This window comes from Methylobacterium crusticola (assembly GCF_003574465.1).
GTDB lineage: Bacteria > Pseudomonadota > Alphaproteobacteria > Rhizobiales > Beijerinckiaceae > Methylobacterium > Methylobacterium crusticola.
Map to the genome: position 1 here is coordinate 1 of NZ_KZ984669.1, position 4254 is coordinate 4254.

Sequence of the window (4254 nt, forward strand, 5' to 3'; positions counted from 1 at the left end):
CGGCCCGGTCTCGGCGGCGTCCCCGCCCTCGACGGCGGCCGGACGGACCAGGCTGCGTCGCCGCTGCTGGCCGAGGCCGAGCGCCCGGGCGAGCTCGGAGCGCTGCTCCGAGTAGCTCGCGGAGGTCATCGGGTAGTCGTGCGGCAGGCCCCATTTCTGGCGGTACGCCTCGGGCGTGAGTCCCCGAAGCGTCAGGTGGCGCCGCAGGGTCTTGTACGACTTGCCGTCCTCGAAGCTGATCAGGAAGTCGTGGGTGACCGAGCGGCGGATCTCGGCCGGCGTCGCCTTGGGCGGGGCCGGGTCCGCGGCCGGCTTGCCGCCGCTGATGGCCATCTCGCGCAGCGCGTTGAACACATCGGCGATCAGCTTCGGCAGTTCAGCGCTCTGGATATGGTTGCTGCTGACGTAGGCCGAGATGATGTCGGCCGTCAGCGTCACGATCCGGTCGGGGTGTTTGCTGCTGTCGTCCATGCGTGAGGACCCTTGGGGCTTTCAACGATAAATCGGCAACCTCTCCTTAAGTACATGCCGCGCCGGAAAGCAAGGCATTCGTGGAGTGGTCTGTGGTTTTCTCAACGGAATTTTGCGATCATTCGCACCAATGCCTCGGGTCCGCCGATCCGGCGATCATCTGCGGTCTTTCACGCCGTCGAGGACCGGCGGCAACGCCGGTCCGGCCTCGTGTTCTATGAGTTTTTCCGGCGTTTTTTCCGGTAGTTAGCCTTCAGGATCGCGGATATCCGTCGTTCCGCCATATGCCCGGGTCATGTATTGCCGCCGCGCCGTGCCGACGGCCCACGTCCCTTGCGGCAGGCAGGATCCGGGCGCGGTCCCGCGAGGGACGCCCGGGGCTGCGGGAATCGCCGCCGGGATCGCGAGCGGGCAGTGACGGCGTGGCAGAAAAGATGCTTCTCTCTCGGCGAGCCCGCCCGCCGAGGCCGGCCGCCGGGGAGCGCCCGCCATGAGTTCCACGCCATGAGTGCCACGCCATGAGTGCCACGCCAGGCGTTCCGTCCGCACCGGACGTCCCGCCCGGGCGCGCCGCGGAGGCGGCCCGGGTCGCGGTCGAGGATGCCAGCCTCGGGGCCTTCTACCGGGACATGACGGCCCCGGAGCGCCGGACGTTCTGGGCCTGCGCCGCCGGCTGGGCCCTCGACGGCATGGACTTCATGATCTACCCCCTGGTGATCGGCACGATCATCAAGCTGTGGAACGTCGATGCCGGCACCGCGGGGCTCGCCGCGACCGTGACGCTCCTCGCCTCGGCCCTCGGCGGCTGGCTCGCCGGCTACATCGCCGACCGGATCGGCCGGGTGCTGACGCTCCAGATCACCATCCTGTGGTTCTCGGTCTTCTCGCTGGTCTGCGCCTTCACGCAGGATTTCTCGCAGTTGCTCATCGTCCGGGCGCTGCTCGGCCTGGGCTTCGGCGGCGAGTGGGCCGCGGGCGCGGTCCTGATGGGCGAGACGATCCGGGCGCAGTACCGCGGCCGCGCGGTCGGCTCGGTGCAGTCCGGCTGGGCCGTCGGCTGGGGCCTCGCGGTGCTCGCCCAGGCGATCCTGTTCACCCTGCTGCCGCCCGAGGCCGCGTGGCGCTGGATGTTCGTGATCGGGGCGGCGCCGGCCCTGCTGGTGTTCTACCTGCGCCGCTACGTCGAGGAGCCGAAGGTCGCCGCCGAGACCCGGGCCCGGGCCGCGGCGAGCGGCGACCGCCCGGCCATCTGGGAGATCTTCTCCGGGCCGCTGCTCAGGACGACGCTGCTCGCCTCCCTGATGGCGGCGGGCTGCCAGGGCGGCTACTACGCCATCACGACCTGGCTGCCGCGCTTCCTCACCACGGAGCGGGGGCTGTCGATCGTCTCCTCGACGGGCTACCTCGCGGCGCTGATCGTCGGGTCGTTCGCGGGCTACCTCGCGGGGGCGTGGCTCGCCGACCGGCTCGGCCGGCGCCCGCTGTTCCTGATCTTCTCCCTCGGCGCCATCGCGGTGGTGCTGGTCTACACCCAGGTGCCGCTCTCCAACGCGGTGCTGTGGGTGCTGGGCTTCCCCCTCGGCTTCTTCGCCTCGGGCTACTTCTCCGGCATGGGCGCCTTCCTGACCGAGCTCTACCCGACGCGCCTGCGCGGCTCGGGCCAGGGCTTCTGCTACAATTTCGGCCGCGGCGTCGGCGCCCTGTTCCCGGCCCTCGTCGGCTACCTCTCGGCCAGCATGAGCCTCGCCAGCGCCATCGCGATCTTCGCGGCGGCGGCCTACGGGGTGTTCTTCCTCGCCGCCTACGCGCTGCCGGAGACCCGCGGCAAGATCCTGCACGCCGACGCGTGACCTGCACGCCGGAAGGCCGGGCAGAAGGGCTTCACGGCCCCGCCGTGCGGGCTCCTCAGGGCCCGCGCAGCGGGGCCGGGCGCCGGAGCCGGGACGCGAGGGCGGCCAGCGCGCAGCCGCCCAGGTAGGCGGCGAGCAGGAGCGCCGCGCTCTCCAGCCAGAGGCCCGCCCGTCCGGGAACGACGCCGGCCAGGGCCAGGCCCGCGAGGCCGAGCCCGAGGGCGAGGAGCCCGCCCGCGGCGCGGCGGGCGGGGCCGGCGGGCCAGCCGGCCCAGAGGCCGGCGCCGAGGCCGACCAGGAGGGCGGCGAGGACCGCCGGCCAGAGGGTCGCGAGGAGGATCATCGCCGCCTCACGACCGGAGCGCGAACTCGACGGCCCGGCGCTCGGGCCTCGGCTCCGCCGGCGCCGCCGCGATCCGGCTCGCCGGGACGCCGGCCTTGAGCAGGTAGTCGACGATGGCGGCGGCGCGGCGCTGCGGCAGGCCCGGATCGGGCAGGCTCGCCTCCCGGGCGGCGGGCGCCTTCGGGGGCGGCTTCGCGTCGGCCCTGGCGCCCTTGGCCTTCCGGGCGTCGGCGGATCTCGGCGCCTCCGCGGGCTTCGCGGCCTCGGCGGGCGTCCCGGCCTCGGCGGCCTTCGCGGCCTCGGCGGGTTTGGGCGCCTCGGGCACGGCCGTGCCCGGCGGGTCGTCGTGGCCCGCGACCTCGATGCGCTCGCTCGGGCAGGTCCGCGCGAGGGCGGCCACGTCGTCGAGCACCGGGTAGAAGGCGGGCCTCAGCTCGGCGCTGCCGGGATCGAAGCGGATCGTCCGGCCCGCCACCAGGGCCGCGAAGGCGTCCCGGCAGGCGGAGGGCTCCCGGGCCGGCGTCGCGTCCCTGGCGCCCACCGCGACCTCGGCGCGCCAGCCGGGCGGCCCGAGGCGCCCCGCCGCGGCCGAGAGGCGGCGCGCGCTCTCGGCGTAGAGGCTCTCGCCGGCGAGGCGCAGGGTCGTGTCCGTCGCCGTCACCTCGCCGCTGGCGAGGAGCGCGAGGGGACCGACCGCCGCCGTGAGGGCCGCCACGAGGCCCGGCGGCGCCCCCTCGGCGAGGCGGGTGCGGTCGACCACGCGCTCGCCGTACAGGAGGGGCCGCAGGGCCGCCAGGACCGCGGCGCGGCTCTCGGCATCGGGCAGGTGCCCGGAGAGCGTGACGGCGTCGGGGCCGCGCCGGATCGACACGACGTAGGGCGACACCGGGCTGGCGGTGAGGTCGACGTCGCCGCGCGTCAGGCCCGGGGGCAGGCTGCCGGTGGTGAGGGCGTCGGCCTCGCGCACGGCCTGCGCGTCGATGGCGGCGCCCCGGATCGAGAGCGCCCCGCCCTCGAGCGTCACGCGGCCGTCGCGCACGAGCGCCAGGGCCGCGAAGGCGCGGGCGATCAGGGCGCGGGATTCGAGACCGGCCGGCAGGCCCCGGGCCGTGCGCATCGCGTCGACGACGGGGGCGCCGTCCGCCGCGAGGCGGGCCGCCGCCAGGATCGCGGCGCGGTCGGCCTCCGAGACGGTGTAGCCGGCGAGCCGGACGCCCTCGGGCCCCCGCGCCACCGACCAGGTGAAGGGCTCGGCCAGGGCGGGCTCCACCGCGACCTCGCCCACCGCGTAGCCGGGCGGCGGCGCCGTCAGGGCGGCGCGCAGGGCCGCGTAATCGTCCACGCTCGCGGCCTCGCCGCGCAGGCTCAGGGTCCGGTCGCTCAGGGACGCCGCGGCGCCGGGCTTCAGGCGCACCGTCTGGCGGACCAGGAAGGCGGCGGCCTCCGCGAAGCCCTCCGGCGCGCCGCGGGCCGCGCGGGCCCCGTCGCGCAGCACGAGGCCGGCGGGCAGGCCGGCGCCGAGGCGCTCGGCCAGCGCCGCGCGCCCGATCTCCGCCGGCCGGCTGCCCAGGAGATCCAGGCGGTCGGGGC

At 75.4% G+C, this 4254-nt stretch carries 4 protein-coding genes; 1 reads left to right on the forward strand and 3 read right to left on the reverse strand.

Annotation, left to right across the window (positions count from 1 at the left end):
- Nucleotides 1–471: Ros/MucR family transcriptional regulator (locus tag DT057_RS05605; RefSeq protein WP_128561117.1), on the reverse strand; the 471-nt coding region annotated here is incomplete at its 3' end.
- Between the two features lie 629 nt (nucleotides 472–1100).
- On the opposite strand from DT057_RS05605, the gene DT057_RS05610 reads away from it, so the two are divergent.
- Nucleotides 1101–2321, forward strand: coding sequence for an MFS transporter (locus DT057_RS05610; RefSeq protein ID WP_128561119.1), 1221 nt, complete (start codon nucleotides 1101–1103; stop codon nucleotides 2319–2321).
- A gap of 55 nt (nucleotides 2322–2376) precedes the next feature.
- Here the strand turns inward: DT057_RS05610 and DT057_RS05615 are convergent, their stop codons facing one another.
- A complete protein-coding gene (locus DT057_RS05615; RefSeq protein WP_128561118.1) occupies nucleotides 2377–2664 on the reverse strand; it encodes a hypothetical protein in 288 nt (95 codons plus the stop codon).
- Nucleotides 2665–2671: 7 nt separating this feature from the next.
- Nucleotides 2672–4254: OmpA family protein (locus DT057_RS05620; RefSeq protein ID WP_244937353.1), on the reverse strand; the 1583-nt coding region annotated here is incomplete at its 5' end.